Below are 14,387 nucleotides of genomic sequence, written 5' to 3' on the forward strand. Positions count from 1 at the left end.
ACCATGTTGAGGATGACCTGGGTCACCAGGGCGGTGACGGCGCCGGCGAAGATGGCGCCCCAGGAGACCTGGTTCAGCAGCACGGTACGGGTGTCGGCCGAGACGGCCGGGGTCGCGAGAAGGGGGGACGTGGACACGGGATACTCCGAACGTTCGGTGGGTCTGGAAAAGCGGCGTGGACGGGTCAGAGCTTGCTGACGAGGAGGCCGAGGCCGAAGCCGACGAGGCCGGCCACGAGAAGCGAGGCGTGCGGCCAGGCGACGGACCGCTCATGGACCTCGTGCAACTGGCGCTTGCCCTGGTCGTAGGCGTCCTCGGCATAATCCGAGACCTCGTCGGCGACGTTTCGGACGACGTCCTTGGCCTGGCCGTAGAGGTCCTCGGCCGAGCCCTGGGCTTCGCGCAGGCGCCCCTTCACCGAATCATCCCGGGACCCCGCAAGATCGCCGATGGTGCCCTGCGCCTTGCCGGCGAGTTCCTTGGCGGTACCGGTCACACGGTGGGTGTCGATCATGATGGTCTCCCGTCGTCGTCTGCCGAAGTGGCTTCGCAAGCGTGGCTGCATCCCGGAAGACGATCGCCGGGTGCGTCAGCAACTGTGCGCAAACGGATCGTGCGCAATCCTGTTCCGGTCACGCTCGCGATTTCTGGTACGGACGCACTAGGGGGGCGGTCAGAGGGACCGCCGTGCGGGCCGACGTGCGGATCGGCCGAATGTCCTGTGCCGATCGGGTTCTCGGCATCCATCTGTTCCTCGAATGAGTCTCGGTCGCATCGACCTGCGACGCCACGCACCCAGTGTCGTGACACGGACGGAGTCGTGCGACGCGAGCCTCCGTGCAGGGGCGCGCGCGGCTGCGCGCCCGATCCTGCTGCAGGCTCCCCCTCCCCTCGCAATGTTGTGATCACATTCGCGTGGGCCCTTTTATTGATCGCCCGCCGCATGCAGCAACGCAGCAACGGGCCAGTCGCCGGAATGTCCGTCCGCGACCCTGGCCGGTTGATGGCCGGCGGCAGAAGATTGTCACCCGCCAAGTCTGATCGGGCACTGCGGCAAACGTCACAGTCTAAATGTTCATTCAGCGTCTCTTCCAGATCCTGTTCCGTTCATGTCTGGCTGATTGTGCGGAGAATTCACTTCGGAACTATCCGGCCAGATGAGGTCGCCCTTCGTCAAAAACTATCCGCTGGGCGCAGTTGGGAGCCAACATCCTATGCCAGTTCTCCGCCGTCTAAGTAGTTTGCCTATGAAAAGACAACTGCCGACACCAGATGCCTACGCAGCTTAAGTTCGCATGGCCGGCGTCAGGCCCTTTGGCTTTGGCTTAAAATTCTATTAAAGCTCCCGCCACAGCACGGGGTGCAATTGCTGCGAGGGTTAGTTCTCTCTCGGGCGGAGTATTACGTAGTCCGTGCCGTACAAGTTTTTCAGGTGGGAATTTGAGTATGGCTTTCGGATACTTCGATCGCGGCACCGACGGTGACGATGTTCTGTACGCCTCGCTGACCCAGGCCAGTCGTCTGGAAGGCGGTGCTGGTGATGACACCTACTATGTGTACCACCGGGACGATAGAATCGTCGAATTCAATGGTGAGGGTGGCGGAATCGACAACGTTCACTCGACCGTCACTTGGGCGCTCGGAGTCAATCTCGAGAACCTCTACCTGGAAGGGTCGGCCAATATCGGCGGTTCCGGCAACGACGGCGATAACATCCTCGTCGGCAACAGCGGCATGAACAGCCTGCGTGGGGGAGCCGGCAGCGACACGATCGACGGCGGCGCTGGGGACGACGTGATCTCCGGTGGGTCCGGTCGCGATGTCCTCGCCGGCGGTGCAGGTGCGGACAAGTTCATCTTCGGCGCGTCTCTGACGTCGGGTAACCTGGACCACATCACCGACTTCCAGGTTGGACTCGACAAGATCGTCCTCGACAGCTCGATCTTCGGTGTCTTCAACAACAGCACGCCGATCTACAATGGCTATGCTCAGCTGGTGGACGGCACCGGAGTGGACAATCACTTCATTCTGCGCCCCGGCAACGAGATCTCCCAGAAGGGAGCGCCGACGATTATCTATGACAGCACGAGCGGAAACGTTTCCTTCGATGCCGATGGGACCGCTGGGGCTGGCAAGGCGGTGGTCTTCGCGACGCTCGACACGAAGCCCGTCGAACTCCATGCGGACGATTTCCTGGTCTACACCGCTCCGCTCTACGCCTGATTGACGGCAGCCTGACCAAACGGCCGCACACTGGTCCGCGGACCGGTGTGCGGCCGCTCATCGACAGCCGTCGTCTCCCCTCGGGGGCGGCGGCTGTTCGCTTTCGTGAGGCCTCCCGCGATCGGATTCGCGCGCGCGTGTTCCGGGGGGGCGCCTGGTCGCGCGATGCTCGGGCGGGAAATGTCTGGGGGATGACGCGGTTTTCGCGGCTGCGTGATCGGACGCGCGTGACGCCTTGGTTCTTCCCCGGAGCCCCACCAGTCTCCAGGCGATCCGTCGTGCGGCTCCGTCAGGTGGAGCGGGCGCGCGGTCGTACGACGAACTTGAGAGGACGGAGCCATGACGAAGCAAACCGCATCCTTTTCGCCTGAGGTCCACGAGCGCGCGGTCTGGATGGTGTCCGAGCATTGGGGCGAGCATAGCTCGCAGTATGCGGTGATTCGCTCGATCGCGGCCAAGATCGGCTGTTCGGGCGAGACACCGTGGAACGGGGTTCGGCAATCCGAGTGGGACCAGGGCCGGCGGGCCGGACAAACGACGGGCGAGCGCGAGCGGGTCAAGGTTCTGGAGCGCGAGAATTGTGAGTTCGCCGAGCCAACGCGATCCTGCGCACAGCCGCGACATATCTTGCCATGGCGGAGCTCGACCGCCGGTCGCGGACATGATCGCCTTCATCAATGATGACCGGGAGGCTTACGGGGGCGAGGCGATCTGCAAAGTTCTGCCGATCGCCTCGCCGACATACCATGCTCATGCCGCGCGGCGTGCCGATCATAGCAGGCTGCCGGCCCGGGCTCGCTCGGATGCGACGCTGATGGCCGAGATCCGGTGCGTGTACGAGGACAACCTCTCCGGCTACGGCGTGCGCAAAGTCTGGCGGCAACTCGACCGTGAGGGGATCATGGCGGCCCGCTGTACCGTCACGCGGCTGATGCGAGCGATGGATCTGAAGGGCGTCGTGGGGGGCAAGACGGTTCGCACGCCGATCCCCCATCCGGCTGCGGCCTGCCCGCTCGACCGGGTCAACCGCCAGTTCAAGGTGGCCTGCCCTAACAGGCTGTGGGTCGCGGATTTCACCTGCGTAGCGAGTTGGGGCGGCTTCGACAATGGAAGCCGTCGTGATCGACGTCTTCGCCCGCCGAATCGTGGGATGGCGTGTATCGCGTTCGGCCCGGGCGGAATTCGTTCTCGATACCCTGGAATAGGCCCTGGTCGAGCGTCGGCCCTTCGCTGCCGATGGCCTCAAGTGTCGCTCGGACCGCGGATCGCAATATGTGAGCCTCCGCTACACTCAGCGCCTTGAGGAAGTGGGCATCGAACTCTCCGTCGGCACCGTCTGCGACTCGTTCGATCATACTTCGGGCTGAAACGTTCATCGGCCTATTCAAAGCCGCGGCGGTCCATCGGCGCGGCCCTTGGCGCTTATTCGAGACAGTCAAATTCGCTACGCTCGAATGGGTCGACTGGTCTAACACCCGTCGCCTGCTCGAATCCATCGGAAGTATCACTCCGGCCGAGGCGCAATCCTTGGCCCCCTGACCCAGACCAAATGGCCTTCGAGAAATTTCGGGGCGGTTCACGGCACGCCTTGAGCGTTCGGCTGACCACGCTCGCGATCACCCTGCCCGGCGCCGAGGTCGCGATGTCGTGCCTCGCCGACAGCTTGCCGAACCGGGCCTAAGGGCGCCTCCCGCGGCAGCCGCTCTGCTCAACGGCAGCGACTCATAGGGCTGGGTCACACCGCCGTTGCGGACAAGAACTATCCGGCGCTCGCCAACGACAGCTTCGGTCGGCTTCTGATCGCTCCGTGGGCTGCGCACCGTCACCCTGTTTAATGTCGACACTCTGCCGCTCACGTCGGTTCTCTTCAACACTGACGAGGGTGGCCAGAGCTCCGTCGACCAGACTATCACGATCGCGGTCGCCCCTGGTTCGGGCGATACCACCGCCGGCCTGCCGGCCATCCGGATTACGGACGCCCAGCAGGGCATCGGCCTGCGGAGCAGCGTCGCCAACGTGTGGATCACCGTTCGATGAAGATCACCGGCCTTTCTGTCGCGCTTTCACTCGCCTTCGTGTCAATCTCTCCAGCTAGTGCGTTTGACCGGCCGGTGAACAATGCTCGGATCAAAGACAACGGAGATGTCTGCCCGCCGGACAAACTGAAGATCGGCTGTTTCAAGGGTGGAAAGCTCAAGTTCGACGGAGATGCCTCGGACACCGTCGTCACACCGGACCCCATGCCCGCAGCCAATGTCCTCAGTCGCTCACTTTTCGAAAGCTTGCAGGGCACGACCTTCTACGTTCGCCCGTTTCTCACCGACCTTAACTGCAAGTCCGATCAGACCGCGAACATCAAGGCTGCTCTTCTTGCGGCACCTGCACGAGCGAAGATTCAATTTCCTCCCGGATGTATTGTCCTGACACAGACTCTTACGAATACATCTCAGCTATGGGAAGGAACTGGGAGTTTTGGCGGAACGACGATAGCGTACAGCTCGCCCAAGGGCGTTGCCTTCAAGCTGATGGGCGACGCCGCTACTCTGCGCGGCTTCCACATCTACAACAGCGTGGGCGCTGCGGATGCGACTGGCATCGTTCAGTCGAATGTAGCGGAGAACCCGACGCGCCAAGCGTTGGAAGACATCTATATCCACGACTTCACGACCAACATCTACGTCGAGAGTGGACATTTTTGGTCGTGGAAGAGGGTCTGGTCGCGGAATTTCAAGAAGTACGGCGGGCTTGTCCGTAACCTGAATTATTCGGATAACGGCGACTGGTCGATCTCCGACTATGTTGCGCAGTACGATGGCTCGACCCCCGCGGCCAACACGGCCGGATTGCGTGCGGAGAGCGGCGGTTCCGGTAAGATCTCGAATTCGAAATTCCTCGGTGCCCAATACGGTGTCGACTGGAGCCAGCAGGACGCGCAGATCAATGTCGCTCCGGGGACGGGCATTCTCCAGTTCACGAACAACTCTGTCGAGAACCAGAGCGTGATTGGTCTGCGGGCGAGAGGCGGTGACACATCGACCTTCGCTTCGATCAACATCGCGGCGAATGAATTCTTCGATCAGCCGACGAGCATCGAGATCGGGAATAACGCGTCGAATGTCTCGATCGCGGGTAACGTTTTCCCCCGGACCGATACGGGCATCAGTCTCGTGAGGGGCTCTGCCAGCATCTTCGTGGGCGGTAATACATTCCTCAACTTTGGAACCGCCGGTGTTTCGATCAGCGAAGGCGCATCGGCCGTCGTCGTTGGCGAGAACAACTACGGAAATGTTCTCAACAAGTGGCGTGTCGTCGATCAGCGTGACAGGTCGAACGGATCGATCCACAACAGCGAGATCCGGTCTGTTCTGTTGCCTGCGGGTGCGGCTGTGACCCCCATCTATCGTGTGGATACACGAGCGCTCCGCAGCGCACGCATGCGGCTTGTCCTTGAAGGGGTGACGCAAGGCGTGAGCGGAGGATCGAGGATCTACGAGGTTCTTCTCTCGAACACCGGCAGCGCGGTGACGATTACACCGATTTCGGATGTCTCCAGCCCTGGTTCGCTTCCTGTCCTGACGCTTGCTCCGGCCAGCGACGCTTCGACATCGATCGTCATTTCGGTGACCGGCGCAGCCAGTGCCTTCGACGGGTCGCTGTCGATCACCCTGGAAGGCAAAGCGGTCGGGCTGAAGTTACTTCGGTAGCCCCTCAAGGGCGGCCGCATCAATTCCCCACCCGCCTCCGGGCGGCGTCTCTATGGGTTGGTTCAGGTCGAGCGGAATCGATACTGTTTCGTTGGCTTCCGTGCGGGGGGATGAGGGCGTTTAGGGTCTTTTCATCGCACTCGCCCCCCATCACCTTTGAAGCGAGAGAACTCGACATGGCCGTCTTCAAAGACGTCGATCTCCAGACGCTCACTGAATAATGTGACGGTGATCACAAGCGCTGGACCTGTCAGCGATGCCTCCTTGGAGGGAATGATATAGTGAAAATAAACGCGGATTAACGGAGAGTAGCGCTAAATTTATACTCTATCTTCGAATTCGTGTTGGAGAATGATCATCGAGGCGTTCGCCTCTACTCCGCACCGAAGGGTCTCACAGCAGCATTCCGATACATCAGAAATTCTCGACAGGATTCAGAGTTTTAGCCTTCGCTAATAGTGGTTTGTCGTGATACCACCGGCCCGATATCATGTCCGAAAAATAATCCTTCCTAGCGGTGTCTTCGAAATGCATAGCGCAATTTAAGACGTGGTCGGCAACGGTACGATTTTCTCCATGGAATTTAAGCAAATCATTCAATATCAGGTACAGGGCAGCTTGATCTTTTAGCTCGACTAAAGCTGCAGAAAGATAAAACAGGTGATAAAACGTGCGCCCGCCATCTGAATGTAAACTTCGCAGAATTTCATAGGACCGGTTCATGTCTCCGGTCTTAAAATAAGAGATTCCGATACGCTCAAGTAGGTCCGGATCCCGCTCGTTACGGATGACTGAGGACTCAAATGTATTGATCGCTCCCTTATGATCTTCTTTTGAAAATTTTAACGCAACGAGTGACTTCAAATTTTCGATTTGCTCATAGGACTCGCGAGATCTGCCGTCGACAGGTTTCGATTGCCCGTTTTTAATTCTCTCAATCAGATTTGTGATAGCCGAAGTTGCCTCGGCCATGGTAGTCGGTCCAACATTTCCTTTCGCTTCTAGAATGTATTGTGTGAAATTAGATCTTTCCTGTACATCGGGAGCAATAGCATCTTCAAAAAATGAGATGCGGCTCGACAGAACGTCTCTGTAGCATTCCAACGCGACAACGAGTTGTGTGCGTGAAAGCCAACGGCCGATGTCGCGCATGTCATTCAATTGATAGCGAAGGCTCCGGACGTCAGTGCCAATCAGGCAATCGAGATCCTTCGATTCTTTCTGAAACAAGGGTGCGAAAAGTGCGAACTCCGGGAAAAAATTACGATGATGAAGTCCAAGTAGAGCAGAAAATGAAAATGATTTAAGCAAGGCGATGTGTTGGGGGGAAATGATATAAAGACGATCATCCAGAAAGCAAGGAACCTCCGCAGTTGAGGCTTTCACGACAGTTGTAATTTTACCAGTAGATCGCCAATAAGCATTGACAGAAGAAATAACATCCGTCAGATTTAGGCTCCCACATAGTAAATCATCCGCCCTAATACGTAGAATTGGGTGCCGATCGTTAAAATGGTCAATTCCCCGGAATAACTGCCGCGATTGAGCGAACACCCCGATAATATCGCGATTTAACACTGGTGAAATAGGAAGCAGATTACCTGCATCGAGTACATCCAGTATGTCCTCTGCCAACGTAATCTGATCAGCGTTCGACTGGATCTCCTGTGTCCAAGTAGAAAAAGCAAGCTTTTTGAACACCATCCGATGAGAATTAACGTTCGCTAGCAGACGCTCGAACGCAATGCGATCACGAATTTGCCCGGTTACCAAGAGGTTTACGTCACAGAATTCGGACAACACAGTCTCCGGGTTGGTGATGCAGCGTACGATCGGTCAGATGATGAATTTGTCGTTGGTAACAGACGGGAATTTGACAACAGCGAGGGTCACATCACTCAAAGCATGGAATTGGATAGTTTCATTTGGCTCAACGACAATAATGTCGCCAGCATTCCATTCCCGACCGCCCATGATAGCTCGTCCCGTGATGATCACGGTGATCTCGGTTCCAATCTTATGGAAATGTTCGGCGTCGGTATCACCCGCTTTGTATTTCTTGATACCGACTTCAAAGTCTTTTGTCCGGTGGACCGTTGGCTCAAAGTCTCCAACAAACCAGCCTCCAACCATATCCGCTAATTTCGCTTCTTTCATCAATTCAACCCTCAATCAGCGCATGCTCGAGATTTTCGACTTGTTTGTCAGACTTGAGCGGGTGATATTGTTCGGATGATAGGGGGAACACGGAAACCCTTTTTTGCCTAAGAATTAATTCGTTTAGCGCAGGACATATATAAAATCGCCCCTGAACATGGGCATCCTTGATTATCATCTCTTTTAGGCCATCATAGAAATCAGCGGCTTTCGAGAACCAGTAAAGACCTGTACTCGCCGATCTGCTTATCGGCCGCTTCTCGGAACTTTCCACCACCCATCCGTCGGCGTTTGTGCGAACGTAGGAATAACGCGGATGCAATGAAGGGAACGTCAGGACACCCGCGTCCGCGCCCTGTGACCGGAAACGCTCCACAACAGATCCGATTTCAATATCAATCTGATCGGTAGCGCTTGCAACGATGAGTTCGCTCGACAAGTCGATTTCATTAATTGCCAATAGCGCAGAACATGCTGCGCCAGCTGTTTCACCCCGAAGTCCAATGACAGCTGATCCCGGCGCGATCTGATCGACAATGTTATTTAAGTAGTATGTATCAACATCCTGCTGCCGAAACAAAAACACGAAACGCTTAGGGTTTGCCTTCTTTAAAGATAGTACCTGGCGCTCGATAAGTAGCGTGCCATCCATATCCGCTAACCAAGTTGGATAGGAATGAGCCTGCTTATCGCTGGCTGTTTGCTCTCCGGCGGCTAATATCAGAACGTTCAATTTGAGCTCCCGTTTATGATTGAAATATGATTGTCTATATTTGCAATATTGACTTCTTCAACTGATTTTACTACTAATACATGAGCGCCGGAATCCCGCGCAGCGCGGATTCCGTGTTCATTGTCTTCTACGACCAATGTTTCGCTCGGATCTATGCCCAGTCGCTGAACGGCAAGGGTGTAGATCTCTGGGTCGGGTTTGGCCTTCTTTACGTCCTGATTCGATAGCATCACATCAAAGTATTTTGTGAGACGCGAATATCCCATCATTGCTTCGACAGTCGGGCGAATCGAATTAGAGGCTACCGCAAGTTTGATGCCGCGACTCTTCAATGTAGAAAGCGCCATTTCGTGCATGAAGACTGGTTTGCACCGGACACTTACGAGTTCCATCGTGTAAACTTGTTTTAATTCGTTCAAAAAACCATGAAGTTCAGCCGGAAGATTTTCTGTCGTTGAGAGCAGCTCGAGCTTGCGTTTGGTCGGCAGTCCGTCGAAGGTCGTTAAATGATCGGCTCGGCTAATTTCCGTACCAAATAGGCGAAGGGCACGGTTGAGAGCGTCATAATGCCATTCCTTGGCATCTATGAGCACCCCGTCCATGTCGAACACGACTGCTTTAATCATGGCGGAATACCTGTCGCGCTATGTCTGGCTTGTCGGTACAAAGAATGACGCCCGGTACGTCGGCGAGCACCATGAGTTCCTGCCACAAAGAATGTGGATCTCGGCCGTGAAGCTCAGGTGACACGACACAGACTGATTTACCTTTGTCGAGGTGAGCAATGATGGTTCGCTGGTCGAACCATTGGCAATCAAATGCGTCGAGCCATACACCGCTAGCTTCGTCATATAGAATTGGATTTGGTTCAACGTCGCTGTGGCGAGTATAGTAAGGGAGCCTCGCCTTCCGATATCTAACCATCTCGGGACCAGACATGTCGAACGCAAACCAGTCGATGGTTCGGCCAGAGAATGCATCCCCCAGTTTTGTCGCCAATCCATCTGACTTTATGTTGACTGCTAACGTTAAGCCGCTGTGATCGAATTTATCTAGCAGTTCTTCCCATAACATTTCTCCGCCATGCGGAGGATCATGCGAAACTACAAGCTGTCCATTCAGATCACGGACGTCGGTTTCCGTTCCAAAGCCAGACAAGATCGTCCGTTGAAAGGCAGTCTCAGTATTCTTCTCCTCCGGCGTTTGCCAGAAGCCTCGATGGCTCAAGATCTTCATCGGATATTTTCTGTAGCGCGGAGTGCGACAGGCTGGCTTAGAAAGTAGTCAAGGTCACCTGGGGTACCTAAGCCATACATTCCCGTCGTATCGGATCCTACATTGAAGATTTCGATCTGGGCACTGTCTGCAATAATTTCATTGTAAACAGGTGCGACGTAGAATTCGCCATTGACGCGCTTATCGCTAGCGATCATGCGACGTGCGCCGTTAATAAAATCTTGGCCGTCGGAGAAATTGTATATGCCGACGGTCGCTTCGTTTGAGATCACCTCTTTTTCGACGACTGTCGTAACGAGCTTATTCTCATCCAAGCCTACGAATGACCACTTCGGATCGTTTGCAGTCATAGTCATTATTAGGCCGTCGCTCCAGGGTGACTGCTTCTGGAGGTAATCATCTATGCTGACATCTACATATTGATCGCTGTTGGCGATCATCAATGGATTTTGACCGATGTAATCGGCAGCTTCTAGCACAGTGCACGCGGCACCTTCTGTGACGCCATCGAGCTGTACGATTCCGCAGCCTGGTGCCCATTGAGGCAATAGTTCGGCTAAGCCGTAATCTGAAACGTGATCTCTTTGGCAGATGAAGACAAATTGGTGCTGTTGCTTCGGCCGCAAATTTTCGATCACCAGCCGAATCATCGGGACGCCGTTGATCGGGATCAAAGGTTTCGGGTCGGAATAGCCGGCAACCGCAAAACGGCTGCCTCTGCCTGCCATAGGGATGATGATCGTCAGAAGATCCGTCACATTCTGTTCCTCGGTTCGTCACGCGTTTAGCGTGTGGCCCATTACGAGGCAACACCATCTCTAGATGAGGCCCCGTTTCGGAAAGCCATGATGAGGCGTCCGACCAGGATTGTGGCAGTGGCCTGACAAATAAGGCGAGCGCGGACGAAAGGGGTGAAAACCGTAGGCGCTGGCAAAGCTTCGACAGTGGGCGATGTGATCGAGCGTGAGCTCAATCACGCGACGTCGGTGCTGGGTGGTCAGGCGATGATAGGCCTTATCCAGCGGAAGGATCCCCGCTGCGCTGGCGCTGGCCGAGCCGGTCCACTTTGCCTCATAAGCTTCTCAGCAAGGTGATAGCCATAGGCCGGGTGTCGTCAATGTCGGTGAGTGTGCGCAGCTTGCGACTAATGAGGCGCCGGACTGTATCGCAGTTGCGCTCGCCCTCGACGCCGGCGGCAACTCGAGATCGCAGACTGCGCATCGAGCTAAGGACGGCGCGGGCTGGCTTTGGACCCGGTGCGCTTGCGATCGGTCAGCTCAAGGGGGTAGGCTCTTCGCTCGGAAATGCCGACCTCCCACAAGCGCGGAAACCAGCTGTAAGCCGTGAGGTAAGGTGAAAACTCCGGCACGAAACGTCGCCGATAGGGGACGACGGTCGATCACAGGTCAACGAAGCCCTCGCGCCATCGCTGTGCGTCGGCAGGGGGGGGCGATCCTCGTCCGCGGCGGGCATCGGCTCTCGTGCGTCAGGTCCGGAAGGAACACGAACCTGCGGCAGAGCCATAGCGAACCTCAATCAGGTTCGCTGAACCTGCGATCAGTAACCGCAGGCCTATCTCCCGGCAGGTAAAAACCTGTGACATCAGAGAGATAGATGGTGGGCGCGACAGGGATCGAACCTGTGACCCCTACCATGTCAAGGTAGTGCTCTCCCGCTGAGCTACGCGCCCTCACCGGTGCCGCTCGGCGCCGGTGGAGGGGGCTATAGCCTGGGGTTTCGGGGTACGCAAGGGCCCGCGCCGCGCGAATGTTCGGCCTGCCGGTCGGGCGTCCCCGGCCCCGGCATCGGCCCTGTGTGACCCGCGAAAATGCGCTAAGCCGGGCCCGGTCGCCTTCCGGTGGCGCGGGTCGGTCCGGTGCGCCGACCGGGGCTGCCGGCCGGAACAGGCGGGTTGGGGCTTGCGGTGGAACGATGCGGGGCGGAAACGACGGTGGGCGCGGGAAGGCCGTTCGCGCTTGGGGCGGCGACGCCGACCGGGGGAGCGGGGGCGATGATCGGGCCCGCCCTGCGGTGTCCCGCCGTTCGATGACGCTCGCGGGAAGGTCCGGCCCTGCTGCCTCGGGTACGGTCCGCGATGGAGTGAGCCAGGGATGAAGACCCCGAACCGGTCCGGCTCGCTGCCGGCCGTCTCGCTCCCCCGGATTCGCAGGGGGCCTTCGACGCGGCGCTTCGTCCCGGATGGCCCCGGCTTCGACCTCGACCTCGCGGATGCCGGTCTCGGCGGGACCTGGGCGACGATCCGGTTCCGGGACGTCGGGAGCGCGGGCGTCTGCCGGCTGGTCCTCAGCGCGCGGGTCCTCGGCCCGGACGGTCGGCCCGGCATCGTGGCCCTCTCCGAGGAGGCGGAGGGCGGGGATCGCTTCGTCTGGACGGGGCGCTTGCCCGAAGGGCTGCGAGCCCTGCACCTGGCGCCCCTCGCCCGCGAAACGGGGTTCCACCTCGACGGTTTCGCGATCCGCCGGGTCCGGCGGATCGGCCTCGTCGCGCGCGCCCTGCGCCGGAGCCCGGCCCTCGCCGCGCGCGCCCTGTACTGGCGCGCCCTCGGCCTCAAGGTTCGCGGGCGGGCGCTGCTCCTGCGGGCCCTCCACGATCGGACGGAGACCGGCTACGCCACGTGGATCGCCCGATTCGATACCCTCTCCGAGGCCGATCGGCGGCGCATCCGCGACGCGATCGATGCTTGGCCGGACGCGCCGCGGATCTCGGTGGTGATGCCGGTGCACGATCCCGCCCCGCGCGTCCTGGACGCCGCCATCCGGTCGGTCCGCGCGCAGCTCTATCCGAACTGGGAGCTCTCGATCGTCGACGACGCCTCGACGGATCCGGCGATCCCACGCCTCCTGGCCCGTCACGCCCAGCAGGATCCCCGCATTCACGTCGTCCGGCGTGCGGAGAATGGTCACATCGCCCGCGCCACCAACGACGCCCTCGCGCAGGCGACCGGTCCTTTCGTCGCCTTCCTCGACCACGATGACGTGCTGGCCGAGGGGGCGCTCTACCACGTCGCGACCGCGATCCGTGCCGCGCCCGATCTCGTTCTGATCTACAGCGACGAGGACAAGATCGACGGGCGTGGGCGTCGCTTCGAGCCGCACTTCAAGTCGGGGTTCGATCGCGAGCTGCTCTACGGCCAGAACTACATCAATCACCTCACGGTGATCCGCACAGAGGCGATCCGGGCCGTGGGCGGCCTGCGCCCGGGCTTCGAGGGCAGCCAGGACCACGATCTCCTCTTGCGGATCACGGCGCGTCTGACGCCGGATCGCATCCGGCACATTCCGCGGATCCTCTACCACTGGCGTGCCGCCGGCGGCTCGGGGACGTTCTCGGACCGGGCCCTGGAGCGGAGCGAGATGGCGCGGCTGCGCGCGCTGGCCGAGGTGGCCGCTCCCCTGCGGGCGACGGCGGTGCGCGGCCCCCTCGGGTTCAACCGGCTCGTCCGTCCGGTCCCGGAGCCGGCTCCCCTCGTTTCGGTGGTCATTCCGACGCGCGACCGCGCGGACTTGCTCGCCGTGGCCCTCGCGGGTGTTCTCGACGCGACGGACTATCCGGCCATCGAGGTGCTCATCGTCGACAACGACAGCCGGGAGCCCCGCACGCGCGACCTCTTCGCGCGCTATTCGAACGACGCGCGCGTTCGTGTCGTGTCGGTGCCCGGACTCTTCAACTTTTCCGACCTTTCCAACCGAGGCGCGGCAGCGGCCCGGGGGCCGCTGCTCCTGTTCCTGAACAACGACGTCGAGGTCATCGAGCCCGGCTGGCTGCGCGAGATGGTGTCCATCGCGCTGACGCCGGACATCGGCGCGGTGGGCGCGAAGCTGCTCTACCCGGACCGCACGCTGCAGCACGGCGGCATCGTCCTCGGGATCGGCGGCGTGGCCGGGCACAGCCATCCCGGGCTGTCCGAGGACGACCCCGGGTACTTCGCCCGGATGGTCCTGACGCAGGAGGTCTCGGCCGTGACCGGCGCCTGCCTGCTCCTCCGGGCGTCGGTCTTCTCGGAGAGCGGGGGCTTCGACGCGGACGACCTCGCCGTCGCGTTCAACGACGTCGACCTCTGCCTCAGGCTGCGTGCGCAGGGGTATCGGATCGTGTGGACACCGCATGCGCGGCTGATCCACCACGAATCGAAGAGCCGCGGCGCGGAGGACACACCCGAGAAACTGGCCCGGTTCGAGCGCGAGGTCCGGGTGATGCAAGACCGATGGGGGGCGGTTCTGCGGGCGGACCCGTACTACAATCCCAATCTCTCGAAGATCGCCGCGCGCTATCGGCTCTGATGTTGCGGCGCAGCGTCATCCCCTCGCACCGCA

10 protein-coding genes, 1 tRNA gene, 2 pseudogenes and 1 other annotated feature are annotated in these 14,387 nt (G+C 59.2%); of the genes and pseudogenes, 4 read left to right on the top strand and 9 right to left on the bottom strand.

The features are described from left to right. A pseudogene (locus AC6EUL_RS16380) lies at positions 1-137 on the bottom strand (PhnA-like protein); the annotation flags it as partial. A gap of 47 nt (positions 138-184) precedes the next feature. Beyond that, positions 185-514: a CsbD family protein gene (locus AC6EUL_RS16385; protein ID WP_499871342.1), complete on the bottom strand. Its 330-nt coding sequence runs from the start codon at positions 512-514 to the stop codon at positions 185-187. Between the two features lie 932 nt (positions 515-1,446). Between AC6EUL_RS16385 and AC6EUL_RS16390 the strand changes: the two genes are divergently transcribed. The 3 genes and pseudogenes from AC6EUL_RS16390 (at position 1,447) to AC6EUL_RS16400 (ending at position 5,927) form a co-directional block, all read left to right on the top strand. After that, positions 1,447-2,223, top strand: coding sequence for a calcium-binding protein (locus tag AC6EUL_RS16390; RefSeq protein WP_499871344.1), 777 nt, complete (start codon positions 1,447-1,449; stop codon positions 2,221-2,223). A 339-nt stretch (positions 2,224-2,562) separates the two neighbouring features. Next, positions 2,563-3,762: pseudogene (locus AC6EUL_RS16395) on the top strand (IS3 family transposase). Continuing rightward, positions 2,843-2,959, top strand: a sequence feature (AL1L pseudoknot). Its footprint overlaps the pseudogene before it by 117 nt. A gap of 494 nt (positions 3,763-4,256) precedes the next feature. Then, a complete protein-coding gene (locus AC6EUL_RS16400) occupies positions 4,257-5,927 on the top strand; it encodes a right-handed parallel beta-helix repeat-containing protein (RefSeq protein ID WP_499871346.1) in 1,671 nt (556 codons plus the stop codon). Positions 5,928-6,341: 414 nt separating this feature from the next. On the opposite strand, the gene AC6EUL_RS16405 is transcribed toward AC6EUL_RS16400, so the two are convergent. The 7 genes from AC6EUL_RS16405 to AC6EUL_RS16435 form a co-directional block, all read right to left on the bottom strand. Next, positions 6,342-7,727, bottom strand: coding sequence for a tetratricopeptide repeat protein (locus tag AC6EUL_RS16405; RefSeq protein ID WP_499871347.1), 1,386 nt, complete (start codon positions 7,725-7,727; stop codon positions 6,342-6,344). Positions 7,728-7,763: 36 nt separating this feature from the next. After that, positions 7,764-8,084: a cupin domain-containing protein gene (locus AC6EUL_RS16410; RefSeq protein ID WP_499871349.1), complete on the bottom strand. Its 321-nt coding sequence runs from the start codon at positions 8,082-8,084 to the stop codon at positions 7,764-7,766. A gap of 4 nt (positions 8,085-8,088) precedes the next feature. Further along, complete coding sequence (locus AC6EUL_RS16415) at positions 8,089-8,817, bottom strand: glycosyltransferase family 2 protein (protein WP_499871351.1); 729 nt, start codon at positions 8,815-8,817, stop codon at positions 8,089-8,091. Next, on the bottom strand, positions 8,814-9,443 hold the full coding sequence (locus AC6EUL_RS16420; protein WP_499871353.1) for an HAD family hydrolase: 630 nt from the start codon (positions 9,441-9,443) through the stop codon (positions 8,814-8,816). Before AC6EUL_RS16420 ends, AC6EUL_RS16415 begins: the two co-directional genes overlap by 4 nt. After that, positions 9,436-10,053, bottom strand: coding sequence for a PI-PLC domain-containing protein (locus tag AC6EUL_RS16425; RefSeq protein ID WP_499871355.1), 618 nt, complete (start codon positions 10,051-10,053; stop codon positions 9,436-9,438). The genes AC6EUL_RS16420 and AC6EUL_RS16425 overlap by 8 nt, the downstream gene beginning before the upstream one ends. Then, on the bottom strand, positions 10,050-10,811 hold the full coding sequence (locus AC6EUL_RS16430; protein WP_499871357.1) for a glycosyltransferase family 2 protein: 762 nt from the start codon (positions 10,809-10,811) through the stop codon (positions 10,050-10,052). The genes AC6EUL_RS16425 and AC6EUL_RS16430 overlap by 4 nt, the downstream gene beginning before the upstream one ends. A gap of 857 nt (positions 10,812-11,668) precedes the next feature. Then, positions 11,669-11,743: transfer RNA gene (locus AC6EUL_RS16435), tRNA-Val, on the bottom strand. A gap of 421 nt (positions 11,744-12,164) precedes the next feature. Between AC6EUL_RS16435 and AC6EUL_RS16440 the strand changes: the two genes are divergently transcribed. Continuing rightward, positions 12,165-14,354: a glycosyltransferase family 2 protein gene (locus AC6EUL_RS16440; RefSeq protein WP_499871359.1), complete on the top strand. Its 2,190-nt coding sequence runs from the start codon at positions 12,165-12,167 to the stop codon at positions 14,352-14,354. Positions 14,355-14,387 lie beyond the last annotated feature (33 nt).

This window comes from Methylobacterium sp. 001424705 (assembly GCF_059816145.1).